The sequence below is a fragment of the Streptomyces niveiscabiei genome, assembly GCF_001419795.1.
GTDB lineage: Bacteria > Actinomycetota > Actinomycetes > Streptomycetales > Streptomycetaceae > Streptomyces > Streptomyces niveiscabiei.
Genome location: NZ_LIRL01000193.1, coordinates 26,821 through 46,247, shown reverse-complemented (window position 1 = coordinate 46,247; position 19,427 = coordinate 26,821). Strand labels below are relative to the sequence as shown.

The 19,427-nt window shown below is 72.2% G+C and carries 11 protein-coding genes; 1 reads left to right on the top strand and 10 read right to left on the bottom strand.

Features of this window, described 5'->3' with window-relative positions; translation table 11 throughout:
- Positions 1-11: 11 nt before the first annotated feature.
- The 5 genes from AOK24_RS10965 to AOK24_RS10945 all read right to left on the bottom strand — a co-directional run bounded on the left by AOK24_RS10965 (position 12) and on the right by AOK24_RS10945 (position 7,683).
- The gene (locus AOK24_RS10965) at positions 12-1,625 is read right to left on the bottom strand and encodes a prenyltransferase/squalene oxidase repeat-containing protein (RefSeq protein ID WP_055719872.1); all 1,614 of its coding nucleotides are present in this window, start codon (positions 1,623-1,625) and stop codon (positions 12-14) included.
- A 76-nt stretch (positions 1,626-1,701) separates the two neighbouring features.
- Positions 1,702-3,219, bottom strand: a complete 1,518-nt coding sequence (locus AOK24_RS10960) for an FAD-binding oxidoreductase (RefSeq protein WP_055719871.1) — start codon at positions 3,217-3,219, stop codon at positions 1,702-1,704.
- A gap of 44 nt (positions 3,220-3,263) precedes the next feature.
- Positions 3,264-5,006 carry an FAD-dependent monooxygenase gene (locus AOK24_RS10955; protein ID WP_055719870.1) on the bottom strand — a complete coding sequence of 581 codons (1,743 nt, stop codon included), beginning with the start codon at positions 5,004-5,006 and terminating at the stop codon, positions 3,264-3,266.
- Positions 5,007-5,050: 44 nt separating this feature from the next.
- Positions 5,051-5,959, bottom strand: a complete 909-nt coding sequence (locus AOK24_RS10950; RefSeq protein ID WP_055719883.1) for an aromatic prenyltransferase — start codon at positions 5,957-5,959, stop codon at positions 5,051-5,053.
- Positions 5,960-5,964: 5 nt separating this feature from the next.
- Entirely contained in the window at positions 5,965-7,683 is a 1,719-nt protein-coding gene (locus tag AOK24_RS10945) for a BTAD domain-containing putative transcriptional regulator (protein ID WP_159051839.1), read from the bottom strand.
- A gap of 214 nt (positions 7,684-7,897) precedes the next feature.
- Here AOK24_RS10945 and AOK24_RS48425 point away from each other — a divergent pair, with 214 nt between their 5' ends.
- The gene (locus tag AOK24_RS48425; protein ID WP_159051838.1) at positions 7,898-8,035 is read left to right on the top strand and encodes a hypothetical protein; all 138 of its coding nucleotides are present in this window, start codon (positions 7,898-7,900) and stop codon (positions 8,033-8,035) included.
- Between the two features lie 11 nt (positions 8,036-8,046).
- Here AOK24_RS48425 and AOK24_RS10940 read toward each other — a convergent pair whose 3' ends face one another.
- The 5 genes from AOK24_RS10940 to AOK24_RS10915 form a co-directional block, all read right to left on the bottom strand.
- A complete protein-coding gene (locus tag AOK24_RS10940) occupies positions 8,047-11,103 on the bottom strand; it encodes a glycoside hydrolase family 2 TIM barrel-domain containing protein (RefSeq protein WP_055719868.1) in 3,057 nt (1,018 codons plus the stop codon).
- Entirely contained in the window at positions 11,100-13,430 is a 2,331-nt protein-coding gene (locus tag AOK24_RS10935) for a glycoside hydrolase family 3 N-terminal domain-containing protein (protein WP_055719867.1), read from the bottom strand. Before AOK24_RS10935 ends, AOK24_RS10940 begins: the two co-directional genes overlap by 4 nt.
- A gap of 278 nt (positions 13,431-13,708) precedes the next feature.
- Positions 13,709-15,280, bottom strand: coding sequence for a carboxylesterase/lipase family protein (locus AOK24_RS10925; protein WP_240553805.1), 1,572 nt, complete (start codon positions 15,278-15,280; stop codon positions 13,709-13,711).
- 3 nt (positions 15,281-15,283) lie between these two features.
- Positions 15,284-16,261, bottom strand: a complete 978-nt coding sequence (locus AOK24_RS10920) for an alpha/beta hydrolase (protein WP_055719865.1) — start codon at positions 16,259-16,261, stop codon at positions 15,284-15,286.
- An 82-nt stretch (positions 16,262-16,343) separates the two neighbouring features.
- Positions 16,344-19,175, bottom strand: a complete 2,832-nt coding sequence (locus AOK24_RS10915) for an alpha-L-rhamnosidase (protein WP_055719864.1) — start codon at positions 19,173-19,175, stop codon at positions 16,344-16,346.
- Positions 19,176-19,427 lie beyond the last annotated feature (252 nt).

Genomic DNA, 19,427 nt, shown 5'->3' with positions numbered 1-19,427 from the left:
TCCTTCGGGTCTCACGTGTCCAGGAGGCGGGCCCGGACGTGTCCGAGGGCCAGCAGCACCGGGATATCAGTGAGCAGCGGAAAGTGGTAGGCGAAGGGACGGGGTCCGACCATGTCGGGCGGTCCGTCGTAGCCGCCGTCGGCCTTCTGCCGCTCCAGGAGCCAGGTGAGAGCGGCGCCGAGGGCGCGGGAGTCGTCGGCGTGGCAGAGGGTGACGATGCCGTAGGCGGTGCTGATGTCGTCGCTGGGGTCGCCGGGGCGCATGCCCCAGCCGCCGTCGTCGTTCTGGGTGTCGAGGACGGTGCGCTCCACGCGGGCGGCCATGGCGCCGGAGCGCAGGTCGTCGGGGTGGGCGGTGCAGGCGGCGAGGCGGACCCGGAAGAGGCTGTGCAGCCGGGAGCGGCTCCAGCCGGGTTCGAAGCCGCCGTCCGCGTCCTGGTGCTCGGCGAGGAACCCGAGCGCTTTCGCGCGCTGGGGCGCGGTCTCGGGGTGCGGGCCGAGGGCGCCGACGGCGGCGGCCGTCATGCAGGGTTCGGAGGAGGCGCCGGCGACGTACGTGGGGAAGCCGCCGTCGGTGCCCTGGACGGCGAGGAGGGCGGCGACGCCGGCGCGGACGGTCCCGGCGTGGGCGACGGGGTCGACGGCGTGCAGGAACTCCAGGGCGCAGGAGGTGTCGTCGACGTCGTTCTGCGCGACGGCCGGTGACATGGACCAGCCGCCGGTGAGGGGGGTGCCCCGGGAGAGGGAGGGCAGGGGGGCGCCGCCGCGTTCGGCGGCGAGCGTGGAGGCCATGCGGCGCAGCAGGGCGAGGTCGGCGCCGGCCGCGTGCAGGGCGAGGCCGCCGGTGGAGGTGCACCAGTTGTGCATCTCCAGGACGAACGGGAAGCCGCCGTCGGGGCGTTGGTGGCGCAGGAGGGTGGCGAGGCCGCGCCGTACGGTGTCGTCGTGGCGGCCGGTGCCGGCGAGGGCGTGCAGCACCAGCAGGTGCATGAGGGCGTAGCCCTCCCAGACGGTGGTGTCCGGGTCGGTGGCGAGCAGGGTGTCGAGGGCCGCTTCGGTGGCCTGGTTGCGGACGTCGAGGGCGGTGGCGAGGATCAGGGTGATCGCGGCCTGCTGGACGGCGGCCCAGGAGTGCAGCGGGTCGGTGGGGACGTGTCCGCCGCCGGGGAGTTCCGCGTCGGCGGGCAGCGGGCAGCCGAGGACCGACAGCACGGCGTAGACCATGAGGCGGCGCCGGGTGGAGATGAAGCCGGGCGCCGAGCCCAGGATGTTCGCGGCGAGGGTCCCGGCGAGGACGCTGTTGCCGCCCGCCGTGCGCCCGGCGGCGCCCTCGACGGCGTGGGTGGCGAGGACGCGGTCGAGGGCGTCCGGGGACTCCAGGTGGCCGCGCAGGTAGCCGAGGAGGCGTTCGCGGGCCGGGGAGGCGGTGCCGGTGCGGGTCATGAGGGCGAGGGCGAGGGCGGATTCGAGGACCCGGCTCTCGCACTGTTCGCGTATCGCGCCGTCGTCGTCGGTTCTGGCGCTGATATGGGCGGTCAGGCGGGCGGTGGCGCGGCGGAGTTCGGCCGGGGTGATCCCCTGGGGCAGTCGCAGCGGGGCCGGGCGCGTGAGGTCGGCGATCTTCATGTCGTGCTCCTGTCTGGTGCGGCCTGGGTGGCGGAGAACGGGCCCGGCCCCTGCGAGGGGGGCCGGGCGGTGCGGGTCAGCCGACGCTCTGGGCGAACCGGAAGAACCCGTACGGGTCGTACTTCCGCTTGGTCCGGGCGAGGCGCGCGTAGTTCTCGGCGTAGTAGGAGCGCCGCCAGTCGGGCAGCCGGGGGTCGATGAAGTTCTGGTAGGTCTCGCCCTGCGAGTAGGGGTCGATGACGGCGAACCCGTCGTCGACGAACTCCCAGGCGGCGGCCTTGGCCTCCTGGCTCACCGAGGCCGCGTTGGAGGTGAGGTAGCTGACGGAGAAGAGGCTGTCGCGGTGGACGTAGGCGGTGGCGTCGCGGGCGACGGTGTTGGCCCGGCCGCCGAGCGCGGAGATCTGGAGCTGGCGCATCTGCCCGCCCGCGAACCGGTTGGCGTCGAACGTCTCCAGGGCCTTGGCCCAGCCGTCGCGGGGCATGCCGCGCTCCTTGAAGAGGCGGCTGCGCCAGGCGCCGAACGCGGGGCGCTGGATCTTCCCGTCGGGCGAGGTGTCGGTGCGGTGGCACTGCTGCACGGACAGTTCGGAGCACTGGTAGAGCTGCATGAGGATCGCCCGGTAGGGGGCGGTGAACTTCTGCTGGTAGACCGGCGGCCGGCCGACCAGGGAGATCAGGCGGGCGATCTCGGCGTCGAACCCGGCGCCGGTGTCGACCGAGCCGAGGAACACGGACGCGGTGGGTACGCCGCCGGGGCCCGCGTCGGTGAGGGTGACGTTGACGCCGCTGCCGATGGTCCAGGGCGCGTCGGGCAGCCACTGGGTCCAGCCGTCGAGCATGTCGAGGGCCTGGTCGAACGTCCACACGAGGTTGATCGCGGCGACGTTCGTCAGCGGCGAGGGCGTGATGTCGTACGAGGTGACGATGCCGAAGTTGCCGCCGCCACCGCCGCGCAGCGCCCAGTACAGGTCGCTGTTGCAGTGCGGGGACGCGGTGACGGTCCGTCCGTCGGCGAGGACGACCTGCGCCGCGGTCACCTTGTCGGAGGCGATGCCGATGCTGCGGGTGAACAGGCCCATGCCGCCGCCCTGGAGGAACCCGCCCGCGGCGACGGTCGGGCAGTAGCCGCCGGAGATGCCGAGCCCGGCCGGGGCGAGGGTGTCGGCGATGTCGACGAGCTGGGCGCCGGGCCCCATCCGCACCGAACTCTCGCCCAGGGTGATGGAGTTGAGCTGGGAGACGTCGATGATCAGGCCCTGCGTGGTGGAGTAGCCGGCCGCGCTGTGGCCGCCGCTGCGGGCGGCGACGGGGATGCCGTGGGCGGCGGCGAAGCGGACGCAGGCGGAGACGTCGGCGGCGGAGGCGCAGTAGGCGACGGCCTGGGGGGCCGCGCTGTCGAACTGGACCTGGTAGAGCTGCTTGGCCCGCTGGTAGTCGGCGTCGGCGGGAAGCACGAGACGCCCTTGGAGGCGGTCGGCGAGCTTGCCCCAACGGCCGCTGACCGTGGCGGACTTGGGCCGCGCGGCGCCGGTCAGCGCGGTCGTGGTGAGCGCGGCGGCGCCGACGGCGAGGAAGGACCTTCTGTCGATCATGGTGTTTCTTCCGGGTTGGTGAGGCGGTGCGGTCGGGCGGCGGGTCACGGGGCGCGGTGGCCGAGGACGAGGGCGAGTGCCTCCCCCAGGGCCTCGGCCGGGTCCGCCTCGGCGCCTGCCGCACGCCAGGCCACGTGCTGGTCGGGACGGACCAGGACCGCGCCGGCGCCCGCCGGGTCGGTGCCGGGCAGGGACTGCCAGGCGGCCTCGTCGAGGCGGGTCACGGTCAGCGGGACGGACAGCTTGCCGGCGACCTGCTCGGCGGCCTCGGCCCAGGCGGCGGCGTCCGGGCCGGTGAGCAGCGCGAAGCCGGTGCCGACCAGGTCGTGGGTGGAGCGGCGCTCGCCGTCGCGCCCGGTCCAGGCGTGCGGCAGGAGGTGGCCGGGGCGGGTGGTGGGCCGGTACACGTCGCCGAGCGGTGAACGGGCGGGCGGTGCGCTGCCGTCGGGGACGACCGCGCCCTGCTCGTAGGCGAAGCCGGTCTCCACGTCCAGGGCCTGGCACTCGGCCCGGTGGGTCGCGAAGATCTCCGCCGCGCGGGCCCGCTGCGCCGCCCCGACGGGGGTCGGCGAGAAGTAGGAGAAGAACGCGACGGTACGGCGCTCCGGCGGCACGTGCGGGCCGAGGCCCACGGCGGCGTCGATGACGACCTGGTGGTGTCCGGCGGCGGACATCGCCCAGCCCAGGTTGAACTGGCCGACCGGGCGGCGCTCGGCCTCGTACGTGTCGAGCAGGCCGTCTCCCGCGCGGCCCGTCACCACGGAGGCGAGCTTCCAGGCGAGGTTGTGCGCGTCCTGGATGCCGCTGTTGAGCCCGAGCCCGACGGCCGGGGGCTGCCGGTGGGCGGCGTCGCCGACCAGGAACACCCTGCCCTGCCGGTAGCGCTCGGCGATGACCGCCTCCACGCTCCAGCTCGTCACGTCGTGCAGGGTCAGCTCCAGCTCGGGCAGGCCCAGCACCTCGCGGATCCGGCCGGTGACGGCCGCCTCGTCGGTGCGGTCGATCCCGGCGAGCGGCAGGTGCAGGCCCCACTCCTCGCACTGCTTGCCCCAGGTCGGGCCCATCTCGATGAGGGCGCTCGACAGGTCGGGGCGGTAGGGGTTGAGGAACCAGGTGATGACCGAGCCCTCGGTCCACCACTGCGACAGGTCGGCGGAGAAGTACGCGGTGGTCGCGTCGAACAGGGCGGGCAGGCCCTCCATGCGGATGCCGAGGGCGGGTCCGACGGTACGGCCCGCGTCGGCGGCGATCACGTACTGCGCGACGACCGTCGTCGTCTCGCCGGTCTCCGTGTCGCGGATCTCGGCGGTGACGTTCTCGGCGTTCTCGGTGAGCGTGACCACCTCGTGCCCGAACCTGACCCGCCCGGGGCCCTGTCGCTCGGCGTGGCGGCGCAGGATCGGCTCCAGGCGCAGCTGCGGCAGCTTGGCGGGCAGCACGGGGCCCGCCGCCTCGTACGCGTCGCGCAGCGCGCCGCCGCCGAAGGCGTCCATCTCGTGGATGACGCGCCCGTCGAGGGGGCCGGGTCCGGTCAGCGTGGTCTGCCAGCGGACCTTGCCGAACTGCTCGGGCCCGGCGGCGAGTTCGGTCACGTCGTCCGCCAGGCCGTACTGGCGGAAGATCTCCATCGTGCGCTGGTTGAGGTAGTGCGCCTTCGGCAGGCGCGAGGTGTCCGCGCGGCGCTCGACGAGGAGGTGGTCGATGCCGTGGGCGGAGAGGAACACGGAGGCGGAGAGGCCGGAACCGCCGCCTCCGACGATCAGGACAGGTACCTCTACGGTGCTCATGAAACGTCCTTCTGAAGGGAGTTGGTAAGGGAGAAAGAGGGAGGTCAGACCGGGTCCGCGAGGGCGCCGTCGGGGAGCTGCATGATGTCCGGCACGCCCGCGCCCCACCGGTAGTAGGACTGGAGCTTGTAGTACTCGCCGTCGGGCTGGGAGGCGACGGCGTACACGAACCGGGTCTCCGGGTCGGCACCCTGGACGTGCCGTACGAACGTCCTTATGCGGTCGTCGAGTTGGACCGGCAGGGACGCCGGGTCGGTCGTCGCGACGGCGAAGCAGACGCGGGTGATCGCCGGGGAGTCCCAGTCGAGGGTCACGTACACGCCGAACGCCTGGCGGCCGAGGCGGAGCATCTGCTCGCTGGGTTCCGCCTGGTCGACCTCGCGGAGCATGGCCCGGACGGACTCCGGGGCGATGCCTCCGGCGGGGGGTTCGCCGAAGTAGATGTTGACGGTGCGGTGGCGGTAGTCGACGCCGAGCAGGCCGACCGTGTCGCCGAGGCCGTGCCGGTCGATGAAGCCGAGGCTCGCGGCGAGGCTGCGGGGCATCGAGGGGAGGTCGGCGAGCGTCCTGACGTCCTGGAGCCGGGTGCGGGGCAGGACGGCCCAGATCTTCTTGAAGCCGCCCACCACGCCGAAGTCGATGCCGTAGCCGTCGACCGGGCAGCGCTCGCTCAGGTCGGCGAGGAGCCGGGAGACGGGGTGCTCGTCCTTCTCCAGCAGCCCGTTGTCGACCGCGAGCCGGTAAGGGTCGAGGCCGTCGGGGATCGTGAACCGGCAGTCCAGTTCGCCCGCACGGCCCTCGCCGGTCGACACGCGGAACGCGACCACGGCGTCGGCGAGTTCACCTCCGTACAGGTCCAGAACGCGCAGCACGTCGTCGCGTTCGTAGTCCACCTCCAAGAGCCCGGCCGCTTCCTCGATGGCCGAGTGGAGGGCGTGCACCGCTTCGTTCATCGCGGTCACCTTCCTTGTCTGGTACTTGTCGATCGGGTGCTTGTCGATCGGGTGCTTGCCGGTCTGGTGCTTGTCGGTCGGGTGCCGGGCTCGGTGAGCTGGGCGAGCAGCCGGGCCACCGTGAGCCGGGGGCGCCGCGCCAGCCGGGCGCCCGCGCCGCTCAGCGCCGACGGCAGCCCCGCGCAGTGCCGCACGAGGTCGCGGACGGCGTCGGGTTCGGCGCCGATCCGGTCGGCGCCGGCCGCCTCCGCGAGCAGCCGGACGGCGTCCTCGTCGTCCAGCGGCCCGAGGGTGAGCGTGTGGGGCGCCGGTACGCCCGCCAGCGGGCCCCGCCCCGTGACAAGCAGGGCACTGTCGGGGCCGGCCGGGAGCAGGGCGGTGAGCTGCGCGTCGTCCACCGCGTCGTCGAGGACGACGAGGAGCCGGGCGCGGGCGAGGCGAGCGCGGTAGCGGCGCACCAGGTCGCCCGGTTCGGAGCGGCCGGCGTGCACCGCTTTCCCCGAGCTCGGTCCGCTGGTACCCGGCGATTCCTCCGGCCTCGGGGCGCAGGTGCCTGCCGGTCCCGCCTGCCTCGGCCCGCCGGAGTCCGCCGGACCCGCCAGCCCCGGCCCGCCAATGCCTGCCGGTCCCCCCGGCCCTGGCCCTCCGGTGTCTGCCGGCTCTCCCAGCCCGGGTCCGTCCCCCTCGCCGAACTCCCCCAGCACTCCGAGGAGTTCCGTGAGGACCTCGCGAGGTGTCCGCGCCGTGCCGTCCGGATGCCGGAGGCTCGCGTGGACGACGCCGTCCGGGAACGCCTCCGCGCAGCCGTGGGCGACCTCGGTCGCGAGGGCCGTCTTGCCGGTGCCGGGCGGGCCCGTGATCAGGGCCGACCTGAGGCGGGCGCCCAGGAGCAGCGACCTGAGGCGGTCCGCCTCGGCGGTTCGGCCGGTGAACGCGGCGCACCGGGGCGGCAGCAGCACGGGCGGCGGCTCGGCGGTGTCGCCGCGCAGCATCCGCAGGTACGCGTCGCCGAGCCGGCGGCCGGGTACGACGCCGAGTTGCCCGGCGAGGACGCGGCGGCCCTCGTCGTACACCTGGACGGCCTCGGCCTGGCGGTCGGAGCGGTGCAGGGCGGTGACGAGGTGGGCGCGCAGGGTCTCGTCCAGCGGGAACCGGGCGACCAGGGCGAGGAGTTCGGGGACGAGGGCGCGGTGCCGGCCGAGCGAGAGGTCCGCCTCGATCCGGCGCTCCAGCGCCTGTGTCCGCCGGAACTCCAGCCGGGGCCGCTCGTACCGCTGGAGGTGTTCGGTCACGTTCTCCAGGGCCTGGCCGCTCCAGCAGTCGAGCGCCCCGCCGAGCAGCCGTCCGGCCTCCTCGGGCCGGTTCTGCTCAAGGGCCTCGCGGCCGAGCCGGTCGAGCCGTTCGAAGGAGAACAGATCGACGTCGGCCTCCCGGACCTCCAGCACGTATCCGGGTCCTTTTCGGAAGATCCGCGCGCAATTCCCCAGGGTTTTCCTGAGCCGTGAGACATGGGTGTAGATCTGTGAATTCGAGGTCGGTGGTGGTGTATCACCCCAGAGCGCGGCGCTGAGCCGACTGTCGGCGACGAGTGTGCCGCGTGCCATCAGCAGCACGGCGAGTACGGTGTGGATCTTGGCTCCGGAGAGCGGGACGTCCGAGCCCTCCCTGGTCACGGAGACCGGGCCGAGCAGCCGGAATGTGAGCACTCCAGCGGAGTTCAGCAAAGTTCAGCCTCCCCCGCGAAACGACTTGCTGAGCGCTCCTCACTCTATGAGCCGCCGCTTTTCCCTCGTTATCGAGTGGATTTCGAGGGGCGAAACGGCGTCGAAATCGCGTCAAAAGCGCGCCCCTCTAGGATGCTTCACGAGCACCACAGATCAACGAGCACCACAGTCACACGAGCACCACAACAGGAATACTCAACGGGGAGAATCAGATATGCGTAAGCACCGAACACTCGCGGGTGCCCTCATCTTCCTTCCGCTGCTGCTCGTCGTGGGCATCACGGCGGACACCACCGGAGACCTGCCGTGGACCAGCGTCAGCGTGTCCGAGGACGACCTGCCCTGGACCTGACGGCCGGCGGGTCAGCGGTCGGCGAGCAGTCCGGCCAGGACCGACCCCTCGACCGGGCGGGACGCGTCCTGTGCGCCGAGGACCTCGCGCAGCCGTCCCGCCCGCCGCTCCCATGCGGGCGCGCCGAGGGTGCGGAACTCCCGCTGGGCCCAGTCCAGGGGCTCGCCCGCGCCGGGGCCGCCGCGTACGGCTTCGGCGCAGGCGAGGTGGACGACGATCCTGGCCTGGAGGAACCGGTCGCCGACCTCCTGGGCGAGGCGCAGCGCGCGCAGCAGTCCGGCGCGGGCCTTGCAGGGTTCGTCCTGCCGCCACTGCGCCTCGCCGAGCGCGCACAGGCCGTACGCCTCGCCGAGCCGGTCGCCCTGGCCGCGTGCGAGGCCGACCACGTCGTGGCAGATCCGCTCGGCCTGTGCGCAGCGCCCCGCGCCGAGCAGTCCTTCGGCGAGCCGGTAGAGGTTCTGGGTGCGGCTGCGCAGCGACCCGGCCTCGTAACTGACCTCGATGGCCTGGTTGCTGAGGCTCACCCCGCGTTCGGGGTTGCCCTGTTCGATCTCGATCTGGGCGAGCAGGCCCAGCGCGTGGGAGAGGCCGGAGTTGTCCTCGGCGCGCCGGAACAGGACGAGGGACTCCTCGCAGCAGCGGGCCGCCTCGGCGAGGTCGCCGAGGAAGCGGGCGCACACGGCGAGGTTGCGGCGCACGATGGCGCGGCCCTGGATGTCGTCGGTGTCCTCCAGGTGGTCGAGGGCGGTGCGCAGGAGGTCGCGGGCCTCCTGGTGGCGGCGCTGGTAGATGGCGAGGGTGCCCAGGGAGCGGAGCATGGTGCCCGCGCCCCGGGTGTCGCCGGTGCGGCGGGCGCCGTCGAGGGCGAGTTCGGCGGTGCGGCACCAGTCGTCGAGGTAGTTGCGGGTCTCGTAGAAGGGGACGGCGCCCGCGACGAGGTGCCAGGCGCGCTCGGTGCGGCCTTCCCGTACGGCCTGGGCGACGAGTGCGCCGAGCGTCTCGCGTTCGTCCTCGAACCATTCGATGGGGTCGGCGACGAGTTCGCCGGCGGTGTACGTGGTGGTGAACCGAGCGGTGTAGCGACGTCGTTGCCCGGCCCTGCGACGGCCGGCGGAACGCCCGTTGACGAACAGCTCCACCTCGTCGTCCGCGGAGTAGACCTCGATCTCGGCCTTGCGGCCCATACACCCGCGCCAGGCCCAGCTCTCGACAGCGTCGGTGCTGCGCCACGCGACCCGTGCGACCGGCTGTCCCGCCTGGTCGAGAGGCCGCACACCGATCGCCGGCCCGGGGTGCGTTCCCCATGCCACCTGTCCGAGGCGCAGCGAGAAGTCCGACTGTCCGGTCAGGTCGATGACCCCGGGCCCGGCGATGAGGTAGGGATACGGTTTGACCAGCCCGGTCCTGCGGCCGGGCGCCCACACCCCGACCCCCGACTCTCCCAGGTATTCCCAGCCGACCCAGATGAAGTCGCCGATGACGGACGGGTACGCCGTGACGAGGTCCCACGCACGGGCGATGTCTCCGGGCAAGGTCTCGCTGCCGACGATCACGCGGTCGGGGTACGCCTTCACATCGTGCTTGTACCGCGCCAGCCCGTAGTTGTAGCCGGCGATGTCCACCTCGGCGAACGCGTCGCGTGTCGCACGGTCGGCGATGGGGAGCCGCGAGGCAACGTCCATCATGCGCCCGATCTGGTTGACCAGGCGATTGGCTTCCGTGCTGCCGGGCCCCTGCTTGTTGTGTCTGGGCCCTTCTGGCGGGTGGGAAGTACTGGCGTACGGGGATCTGTTCATCGACGACAGGACGTTGAGGAAGATGTTGAGGGCCACCGTGACCGGGCGGTCCGGGTCTGCCGCCTTGACGTATGCGGTGATCTCACGGGTGAGCGCGACGCCGTCGGGGTGCGCGGTCTCGGGTATCTCGTTGCCGATCGAGTAGATGACGACGGAGGGCCGGTTTCGATCTTTCTCGATCATGCGGTCGGCGTCCTCGCGCCAGGTGTCCAGGAACCTGTGCGAGAAGTCGTGCGTGGACTTGGACTGGATCCAGTAGTCGGCGAGTTCGTCCATCACGTACATGCCCAGTTCGTCACAGGCGTCGAGCAGGTGACGTGACATCGGGTGGTGCGCCGACCGGACGGCGTTGAAGCCGTTCTCCTTGAGGATCCGGATGCGCCGGAACTCCGCGGCCCGGTGGGTGGCGGCGCCCAGGATGCCGTTGTCGTGGTGGATGCAGGCGCCGCGCAGGTTGACCTGCTGCTTGTTGATCCGCAGGCCGTGGCGGGCGTCGACGTGCACCGTGCGTAGCCCCACGAGCTCACGACGGGTGTCGACGACGGCGCCGCCGTGCTCGACCGTCGTGACGAGTTCGTAGCGGAACGGGTCCTCGGCGGACCACAGGCGAACCGCGCGCACATGCAGGTGCGCGATCCCGTCGTCGCCCGCCATGGCCTGCGCCACGGTCCCTGCCTCGGAGTGCAGTACGGTGCGGACGTGCACGGGCGTGTCGCTGTCGTTCACGACTGCGGTCCGGACCTCGACGACCGCGTCGGCGCCGTGGAGCGTCGTACGCACGCCGACACCGTCGTCCTCCAGGCGCACACGACTGCGGATCCGCAGGGACACCGACCGGTACAGGCCGGAGCCGGGATACCAGCGGCCTGCGGGTTGCGCGCTGTTGTCGACGTCGACAGCGATCTCGTTCTCGTCGTCCCAGTTCAGGACGTGGTCGATCCGGAAGCCGAACTCGGTGTACCCGCTGCGTACGGTCCCGACCTGGTGGCCGTTCACGGTCACGACCGACTCGCCCTGGATGCCGTCGAAGCGGAGCTGGACGTCCCGACCGCGGTGCGCGGGGTCGGCGTACCAGCGCGTGCGATAGGTGTACCGACCCCCCGGGAACCATCCGGTGTCGGACCTGCCGGAGGCGTCGGACGACCGGGGCTCGGTGATCATCGCGTCGTGCGGGAGGCGTACGGCGGCCTCCTCGGCACTGCCCGGGCGACGCATGGTCCAGTCACGAAGCTCGACGCGGTCTGCGTCGAGCTGCACGTCGGTCCCGGTCATCGGGTCACCTCCAGGGTGGTCGTGAGCTCGGCGGTGGAACTGCCGCCGACCCAGAGGTCGAGGACGGTGGCGTCGAGCTGGTACGTGCGGGTCGCGGCGCTCCAGTAACGGAGCTGGTCGGGGCCGAGCTCGAAGCTCACGGTGGTGGTTGTGCCCGCGGGGACCGGGACTCGCTCGAAGCCCTTGAGCTCCCGCACGGGCCGCGACGACCAGCCGTAGCGCTGGTGGACGTAGAGCTGCACGACCTCGTCGGCGTCGCGCTCAGAGGTATTGGTGACGTCGACCGACACGGTTGCGGTGTCGCGGCCGCCGGTCATGGACGTCCGGTCGACCCGGAGGTTCGTGTACGTGAACGTGGCGTAGGACAGGCCGTGGCCGAACGGGTACAGGGGTGCACCGTCGTCCTCGTAGTACCGGGCGTGCTGTTCCTGCGGCAGGAAGGTCCGGTAGTGCGAATACACGAGCGGCACCTGGCCGACGTGGCGGGGCCATGTGAAGGGCAGCCGGCCGGCGGGCGAGACGTCACCCACCAGCATGGAGGCGACCGCTTCGCCCCCGCGTGTCCCCGGATACCACGCCTGCACGATGGCGGGGACGTGCTCGTGCGCCCACCGCAGGTCCAGCGGACGGCCCGACAGAACCACCAGGACCACGGGCGTGCCGGTCGCGGCGACGCGCTGCAGCTGCTCGAGCTGACGGCCAGGGAGGTCGAGCGTGGAGGTCGATGCCTTCTCGCCGATCTGGTTCTGCGGCTGCCCGACGACCACGATCGCGACGTCGGCGTCCCGGGCGGCGGCGACGGCGCGCTCGATCTCGGCGTCCTCGTCCAGGTCGGGCGGGGTCGGGACGACCGTGGGGTCCAGGACGTCGAACGGTGACGGGTGCAGCCGCTCGGGGGCACCGGTCCCGGCCGCATACTCGACCCGGATGCCGTCCCCGAGCCGGGCCCGCAGCCCGTCGAGGATCGTGACCGTCTCGGAGGTGTCGTGGTCGAGCACCCACGGTCCGAGCGTGTCGCGCCGGGAGTCGGCGAGCCGGCCGATGACGGCGACGCCGGTGAGCTGCTCGGGCCGCAGGGGCAGCGTGGCCGCGTCGTTCTTGAGGAGGACGAGGGTGCGCTCGGCCGCGTCCCGGGCGACATCACGGTGCGCCGCGGCGTTCAGGACCGCGGGTGCCGCGTCCTCGTCGGTGTAGGGGCTCTCGAACAGGCCGAGCCGGAACTTCACCGCGAGCACCCGTGACACGGCGGTGTCCAGCGCCTGCACGGTGACCAGCCCGTCGCGCACCGCCTGCGGGAGGTGGTCGAACGCCGGGCTGAAGGTGCACATCTCCATGTCGAGCCCCGCGTTCAGCGCCCGAGCGGCGGCGTCCTGCTGGTCCTTCGCGAAGTGCTGTATCTCCAGCGACTGCACGGCGTTGGCGTCCGAGACGACCCAGCCGTCGAAGTGCAGTTCGTCGCGCAGCAGGTCGCTCAGCAGCCACCGGTTCGCGGAGGCCGGCACACCGTTGAGGTCCATGTAGGCGCTCATGACGTTGGCGGCGCCCGCTTCGATCGCGGCGCGGAAGGGCGGCAGGTACACGTTGCGCAACTCGGCGTCGGAGATGTCGGCGTCGTCGTAGTCGCGCCCGCCGCGGGCGGCACCGTACCCCAGGAAGTGCTTCGCTCCGGCAAGGACGCTCTCGGCTCCGAGGTCGCCCTGGAACCCGCGGACCTGCGCCGCGGCCATGGCCGCGGCGAGCACCGGGTCCTCCCCGGCCCCCTCGACGATGCGGCCCCAGCGAGGGTCGCGGGCGATGTCGATCATGGGTGCGAACGTCCAGCGGATCCCCACCGCGCGCGCCTCGCGGGCCGCGACGACCTGCGCCGCCTCGGCGGCGTCCGTGTCCCAGCTCGCGGCCATCGCGATCGGCACGGGAAAGACCGTGCGCAGCCCGTGGATCACGTCGTTGCCGAACAGCAGCGGGATGCCCAGCCGGGTGTCCTCGACGGCGCGGCGCTGCAGTCGGTTGCCCAGGGCGGGGTCCTTGACGAACAACAGCGACCCGGCGCCGCCGCGGGAGACCGCGGCCTCGACGTCGTGGGGCTGCGAGACGAAGGCACGGTGCTCGGGCGGCAGGGACTCGATGTCGAAGTCGTCGGGGATCGGCTCGCCGGTGCCCATGTAGAAGAACTGGGTGAGCTGGCCGGCCTTCTCCTCCAGGGTCATGCGGGCCAGCAGATCGCTCACCCGGTCCTCGACGGAGAGGCCGACGTCGCGGTAGCGCGTCTCGTCCTGCGTCGTCCGGGTGCCGGCGTCGTTCGGAATCGTGTCGGGGGTGGTTGTCATGGGGGGGTTCTCCTTCGTTGTTCTACGCGCGGCGTCCGCAGGGAGCGGCCGCAAGGTCTGGGCCCAGGCGCGGTAGCCGGGTCCGTTCAGGTGAGGTCGTCGTGGGTGTACTAGCTGCGCAGGCCGCCGTGGTGGTCGGCGAGGGCCTGCCACAGGTCGACGTACCGGGCGTCGGCCTGGTCGGTGATCCGGCGCATTGCGGCGTCGAGCTCGCGCCTCCTTCGCAGCCTTGCGCGGGCGACGGGCGGCGAGCGGGGGGCAAGCGGCGTGGTGGGGCGTCAGGAGTCATGGATCCAGTAGCCGGCGATGTCGTGGGCAGGTTCGGTCACGAAGGTGACGGCACCGCCGATGAGCCGGGTGCTCTCGGGCTGGGCGGAGTCGAAGGCGGGCCAGCCGGGCTCGCCCGTTGCCAGGAACTGGCTCCAGGCGGTGGTGAGTTCCTCGCGGATCGCTTGATTGCCCGGGGTGTCGATGTCCAGTGCTGTCAGTTTGTCGCCCAGGTAGATCAGTTCCGCCCCGTGGAAGGCGCTGCTGCCCGGACCGAACGGCTCGGCGGAGATCAGGTATGTGTGGACGCGACCGCCCGCCGCGGTCTGGGCCCGTGCCAGACGGGCCGACGGCACGCGGTAGATCGCGTCGCCGAGGAAACGGGTGCGCAGCTCCAGGAGATCGTCCGTGGGCCCGCCGAGTTGGTCGGTGGCCGGTAGACCGCGCGCACGGTAGGCGTCCAGCAGTCCGTGGGGGTCGGCGAGTTCTGCCCGGCGCATCTCGGCGATGAGGGCTGCCTCGTCGGTGGGGCGGAACGAGTCGGCGCCGAAGGAGGCGTACATGCGTGCCTCGTCGTCGTTGGCGCCGATGAGCAGCGGAATGTGCTTCGCCGCCCCTGCCCGGACTGCCTGGTGTGGGTGGTGGGGAAGTACCTGGCCGTCGTGGACGATGCCCCAGCCGTGTCCGTCGGGGAGGTGGCGCAGGCCGATGTCCGAGGGGATGACAGCGCTCTGCGCGTCGAGGATCCGATGGAGTGGGACGTCGGTCAGACTTTCGAAGTTCCTGACGCCGACGGCGGAAAGTAGATCCTGGGTCACCGCGGATGCGGCCTCGCGGCGGTAGACGCGACCGGTGCTGCCACTGTGCAGGATCGCCTTGTGGAAGGTGCCTGCGGCGGCGGGAAGGCTGAGCAGGGCGCCGATGCTGAAGGCCCCGGCCGAGTTCCCGGCGACCGTGACGTTGTCGGGATCACCGCCGAAGGCGGCGACATTGTCCCGGACCCAGCGGAGTCCGGCCGCCTGGTCCTGGAGTCCGAGGTTGGCGCTGTCGGCGAACCGCTCGCTGCCCGGCCCTGTGGGAAGCAGCCATCCCAGCGCCCCTACGCGGTAGTTGACGGCTACGACCACGGCGCCGGTCAGCCGGGACAGGGCAGCGCCGTCGAAGGCCGGGGGTGACGCGGAGCCGGTCTCGAAGCCGCCGCCGTAGATCCAGACGAGTACGGGGCGTCGGCTGGTCAGCTCGGGGGTCCACAGGTTCAGGTAGAGGCAGTCCTCGGCTGATGGGCCGGTTTGTGCGCCGAGCGCCGTAGCGATGGCTCGTGCACGCGGATCGAGCGCGGCGAGGCTTCCTTGAGTGGAGGGGTCCATCAGGGGATATCGCTGTGCCGGGGCTGCGGGGAAGGCGACACTGTCGCGGACACCGGTCCAGGCGGCGACGGGCGCGGGCGGACGCAGTCGCAGGGGGCCGATGGGCGGAGCGGCGAAGGGGATGCCGGCGAAGATTCCGCCTGTATCGCCCCAGCGGGTTCCTCGCACTGACCCGTGGCTCGTGCGGACCATCGGGAACTGAGCGGATTCACTCATGTGTCACACCTCCGCCTGTTCCTGGGAGGTCTCCATCAGGGCGAGGATCGCCGGGTCGTCCGTCAGGGCTGAACCGTCCACGCAGCGGCCCGCGTCCACGCGGCGGATGAACTCAGCGGTGCGGTCGAGGGCTTCGAGCGCTTCGGGCAGCAGGGAGCCGAAGACGGGCCAGGCGTGGTGCATGTGCGGCCAGAGTTCCAGCACTGTCTCCACGCCGCAGCCGGCGGCACGTGTGGCCAAGGCGACCGAGTCGTCACGCAGCAACTCGGACCCTGAGGCCAGGATCATCAGCGGGGGCAGACCGGTGAGGTCGGCGAGTGCGGGGCAGGCTTGCGGATCCTCGGGGCTGTGTCCGGCGAGGTAGTCGGCGGCCATCTGCGGGCCGAGCCAGGGGGTGATCATGGCGTCGGTGGCGGCGTTCGCGGCCCAACTCCCTGATGCCAGGTTTTCCGCGCGCAGGTCGAACACGCCGGACCAGAGCGCTCCGGCCACGGGTGCGCCGTCGCCTGCGTCGCGGCGGCGCAGCAGGAGCGAGGCGGCAAGACCAGCTCCCGCCGACTCGCCGACCACGACGATCCGGGCCGTCGGATAGGTGGCCCGGACGGCTTCGTAGGCGTGTTCGCAGTCGTCGAGCCCGGCTGGGAAGGGGTGTTCAGGTGCGAGTCGGTACTCGGGCGCCACGGTTCGGGTGTTCAGACGCAACGCCAGGAGGCCGGCCGCGGCCCGCGCCTGGGCCGCGGTGCCCGTGCGGAAGCCGCCGCCGTGGATGTGGAGGATGACCAGGTCCTCGCGCGGCTCCGGCGGGCTGAAAAGCAGCGCGCCCGTCAGGCCGGGGAACGCGTCCTCGATCACGCCGGCCGGTCTCGGCATCGTCGCCGCGAAGCGGACGGCGTTCTCGCGCTCCTGGGCGAGCGTGGGTTGTGTGGCGGCCCGACCGGCTGTGACCAGTCCGGAAAGCCACTCGTGGGTCTTGCTGGGCATGGGGCCCCCAAGTCAGCGGAGAGAGGGGAGTGCAGGGGGCGGAAAGCGATCCCTGCCTGCAAGCGATCTACCTGCTGGTACGTCAGTTTTCGCTCGGTCCAGCGGCGTTGAAGGCGGCGTACTGCTCCTCAAGATCGAGGAGGAACTTGGGACCGCCGGGCACCATGGCGGCCGCGTCGCGGATCGTCGTCTCGCCGGACTCGGTGTCGGACTGATCGATGTATGCCGCGGCCTCGGGGAAGTAGCGGATCAGAGTGTCGGTGAAGATTTCCATGGCCCCCGGACGGTCCATCAGCTCGCCCAGCGTGGTGTCCAGAGTGATGGGACCGCTGGGCTGCGCCGGCGCCGGCAGGTGAACGGTCCAGGTGTGATGACCTGCGGTGACGTCGAACGGCGAGCCTGCCGGGCCCGGCAGGTCCACCACGGCGGTGGCGTTGGGCGGGACGAGCGCGGTGATGTGAAGCTCCTCGCCGTCCAGACGCCAGGCGATCTCCGCGCGGCCGTAGGGGGTGAGCAGCGCCGCCTGCGCTCGGGTCAGCCCGCCGCCGGGGCGCGGTGCCAGGCGCAGTTTCCGGTAGCCGGGCTCGGCGGGGGCCAGCCCGGCGACGGAGCGGTGCAGCCAGTCGGCGACGGCGCCGAGCGCATAGTGATTGAACGAGGTCATGCCGCTGGGGTTGACCTTGCCGTCGGGCAGCAGGCTGTCCCACCGCTCCCAGATGGTGGTCGCACCCTGGGTGACGGGGTAGAGCCAGGACGGCTGCTCGGTCTGCAGCAGCAGTCGGTAGGCCGCGTCCAGGTGGCCGGTCTCGGCGAGGGCGTCGCAGATCAGGGGCGTGCCGACGAAGCCGGTGCTGATCTTGTAGCCGCCGGCGCGGACCAGGCCGGCCAGCCGCTTGCCGGCGTGCGCGCGCTGCGTCTGGTCGGGCAGCAGCGCGAACTGGAGCGCCAGCGCGTAGGCGGTCGGGGCGTCCGCCATCATCCGGCCCGCGCCGGTGACGTACTCGGAGGCGAACGCCTGCCGGACCTCGGCGGCGAGAGCGCCGTAGCGGACGGCGTCCGCCTCGCGGCCGAGCAACCGCGCCGACCGGGCGACGACCTCGGCAGAGCGGGCGAAGTAGGCGGTGGCCACGATCTCGCCGGGGGTACGCGCCTGGTCCGGGCGTCCTGGCGGGGCGTTCGGGTCCAGCCAGTCGCCGAACTGGAAGCCGCTGTCCCACAGGCGTGACTCCCCGGCCAGCGAGGCGACGTGGTCGACCCAGCCGCGCATGCTCTCGAACTGGGCCGCGAGCACGCCGAGGTCGCCGTAGGCGCGGTGGAGCACCCAGGGCACGACCGTGGCGGCGTCGCCCCACGCGGCGGTCGGGGTGTCGGCGCCGTCGACGCACTTGGGCACCACGAACGGGACCCCGCCGGTCTCACCCTGGTCGGCGGCGAGGTCGGCGAGCCACGAGGTGAGGAAGCCGGCACTGTCGTACAGGTAGGCGGCGGTGGGGGCGAAGACCTGGATGTCGCCGGTCCAGCCCAGGCGCTCGTCGCGTTGCGGGCAGTCGGTCGGGACGTCGAGGAAGTTGCCGCGCATGCCCCAGACGACGTTCTGGTGCAGGCGGTCGAGCAGCTCGTCGGAGCTTTCGAAGGTGCCGGTGCGCTCCAGATCGGAGTGGATCACCACGGCACGCAGGTCGTCGGGGTTCAGTTCGCCCGGCCAGCCGGTGATCTCGGCGTAGCGGAAGCCGTGGAAGGTGAACCGCGGCTCGAAGGTCTCCGCAGCGCCGCCGCGCAGGATGTAGCGGTCGGTGGCCTGCGCGCTGCGCAGCGGTGCGCAGGCCAGCTCGCCGTCCTCGAGCACCTCGGCATGGCGCAGCACGACCTCCTGCCCGGCCTCACCGGTCACCGTCAGACGCAGACGGCCGACCAGGTTCTGGCCGAAGTCGACGATCGTCCTGCCCGAGGGCGAGGTGGTGACGGCCATCGGTGCCAGCTCCTCGATCCGGCGGACGGGCGGGCCGACGGGGGCGACGAGCGTCGCCGGGTCACTCTCCTCGACGCGCACGCCCCGCCAGTCGGTGGGCTCGACGCGGGCGTCGTGGGTCTCGCCGTCGTAGAGGCTGCTGCGGCGGATCGGGCCCTGGGCGGCCTGCCAGCGGCCGTCCGCGTCGGTGGTCACGGTGTCGGTGGTGCCGTCGGTGTAGCGGATCTCCAGCTGGGCCAGCCAGGCCAGCCGGTCGCCGTAGACGGCGCGCTTGTCGCCGGTGAAGCCGAGGCGGCCGCGGTACCAGCCGTCCGCGAGAAGAGCGGTCAGATTGTTCCCGCCGACCCGCAGGAGATCGGTCACGTCGTAGGTCTGGTAGCGCAGGCGCTTGCCGTACGTGGTCCAGCCCGGGGCGAGGACGTGGTCGCCGACCGGGGAGCCGTTGAGCTCCGCCTCGTAGACGCCGTGCGCGGTCGCATACAGACGGGCGGCTGCGACACCGGGGCGGATCGTGAAGCGGCGGCGCAGGTGGGTGGCCGGCTGGTCCTGCTGCGCGTCCTCGTCCCAGTCGGCACTCACGAAGCGGGCCTGCCAGTCGCCGGGGTGCAGCAGCCCGGTCTCGGCGAAGGCCGGTTCGCTCCAGCCCGACCAGGCTCCGTCCGCGCCCCGGACACGTACCCGCACACCCACGCGCTCCCGCGAACCGAGGGCGTCGAAAGGCCAGGCGACCAGGACCGACTCGTCGCTTTCGGCCTCGGCCGTGGCGACCACGTCGCCCTGGGCGGCCAGTCGCTGGATCTCGTAGGCCGCCTGCCGCCATCCGGGCAGCTCGGTCCGGGTGGTCCACGACAGGCGGGGGCGGGATTCGCCGATGCCGAGCGGCTCGCGGTGGTGCTCGAACCGCAGGCGCGCGACCGCAGGGGCGGGGAGAGGGGCTTCAGGCACGGCGTCTGTTCCTTGCTGTCGGGGCTGTGCGCGGGCGTCGTACGCCTGTTGCGGCGATCACGATGGCGACTGAGGACGACTGAGGAATGGAACGATTCAATTACCGGTGGTGGCTCTCGGCACACCGGCGAGATTCCTTGGCGGCAACCCTAGCGCCGAATCCCAAACAGAGCTAGGTTTCTGCTCCGTTAACCCAGTGCAACGCGCCATGACCGCCCCCGATCCCGCCCCCTCCGGGATTCCGGGGTGGGG

Coding starts and splice junctions, on each gene's coding strand:
- AOK24_RS10940 (WP_055719868.1), bottom strand. CDS start 11,103: ATGACCGGGACCGACGTGCAGCTCGACGCAGACCGCGTCGAGCTTCGT.
- AOK24_RS10960 (WP_055719871.1), bottom strand. CDS start 3,219: ATGATCGACAGAAGGTCCTTCCTCGCCGTCGGCGCCGCCGCGCTCACC.
- AOK24_RS10935 (WP_055719867.1), bottom strand. CDS start 13,430: ATGACAACCACCCCCGACACGATTCCGAACGACGCCGGCACCCGGACG.
- AOK24_RS48425 (WP_159051838.1), top strand. CDS start 7,898: ATGCGTAAGCACCGAACACTCGCGGGTGCCCTCATCTTCCTTCCGCTG.
- AOK24_RS10950 (WP_055719883.1), bottom strand. CDS start 5,959: ATGAACGAAGCGGTGCACGCCCTCCACTCGGCCATCGAGGAAGCGGCC.
- AOK24_RS10925 (WP_240553805.1), bottom strand. CDS start 15,280: ATGAGTGAATCCGCTCAGTTCCCGATGGTCCGCACGAGCCACGGGTCA.
- AOK24_RS10965 (WP_055719872.1), bottom strand. CDS start 1,625: ATGAAGATCGCCGACCTCACGCGCCCGGCCCCGCTGCGACTGCCCCAG.
- AOK24_RS10920 (WP_055719865.1), bottom strand. CDS start 16,261: ATGCCCAGCAAGACCCACGAGTGGCTTTCCGGACTGGTCACAGCCGGT.
- AOK24_RS10955 (WP_055719870.1), bottom strand. CDS start 5,006: ATGAGCACCGTAGAGGTACCTGTCCTGATCGTCGGAGGCGGCGGTTCC.